Origin of the sequence: Streptococcus infantis, assembly GCF_047465185.1 — a bacterium.
In the GTDB taxonomy this organism is placed as follows: Bacteria; Bacillota; Bacilli; order Lactobacillales; family Streptococcaceae; genus Streptococcus; species Streptococcus infantis_O.
This window is the reverse complement of sequence record NZ_JASHAJ010000010.1, coordinates 1-556: the sequence shown is the minus strand read 5'-3', so window position 1 is coordinate 556 and position 556 is coordinate 1. Positions and strand designations below refer to the sequence as shown.

Here is a 556-nt window from a genome sequence, read left to right as displayed (position 1 = left end):
ATGGCGCGAGACGGAATCGAACCGCCGACACATGGAGCTTCAATCCATTGCTCTACCAACTGAGCTACCGAGCCAATATTGCGGGAGCAGGATTTGAACCTACGACCTTCGGGTTATGAGCCCGACGAGCTACCGAGCTGCTCCATCCCGCGTTAATAATAAATAAAGGAGGATGTGGGATTCGAACCCACGCACGCTTTTACACGCCTGACGGTTTTCAAGACCGTTCCCTTCAGCCGGACTTGGGTAATCCTCCATCATTCCAATGGACCTTGTAGGACTTGAACCTACGACCACTCGGTTATGAGCCGAGAGCTCTAACCAGCTGAGCTAAAGGTCCAACAAGATCATTATAGCGGCGAAGGGGATCGAACCCCCGACCTCCCGGGTATGAACCGGACGCTCTAGCCAGCTGAGCTACACCGCCATCAATCGGGAAGACAGGATTCGAACCTGCGACACCTTGGTCCCAAACCAAGTACTCTACCAAGCTGAGCTACTTCCCGAATTAAATTGTTAATGCACCCTAGAGGAGTCGAACCTCTAACCGCCTGAT

At 52.7% G+C, this 556-nt stretch carries 6 tRNA genes; all 6 read right to left on the bottom strand.

Going from position 1 to position 556, the window contains the following annotated elements:
* Position 1: 1 nt before the first annotated feature.
* Positions 2 to 74 (bottom strand) — tRNA-Phe (locus QM382_RS08905).
* Between the two features lie 4 nt (positions 75 to 78).
* Positions 79 to 152, bottom strand: a tRNA-Met gene (locus tag QM382_RS08900).
* A 14-nt stretch (positions 153 to 166) separates the two neighbouring features.
* Positions 167 to 256, bottom strand: a tRNA-Ser gene (locus tag QM382_RS08895).
* Positions 257 to 266: 10 nt separating this feature from the next.
* A tRNA-Ile gene (locus tag QM382_RS08890) sits at positions 267 to 340 on the bottom strand.
* 13 nt (positions 341 to 353) lie between these two features.
* Positions 354 to 427: transfer RNA gene (locus QM382_RS08885), tRNA-Met, on the bottom strand.
* Positions 428 to 432: 5 nt separating this feature from the next.
* Positions 433 to 506: transfer RNA gene (locus QM382_RS08880), tRNA-Pro, on the bottom strand.
* Between the last annotated feature and the right edge of the window lie 50 nt (positions 507 to 556).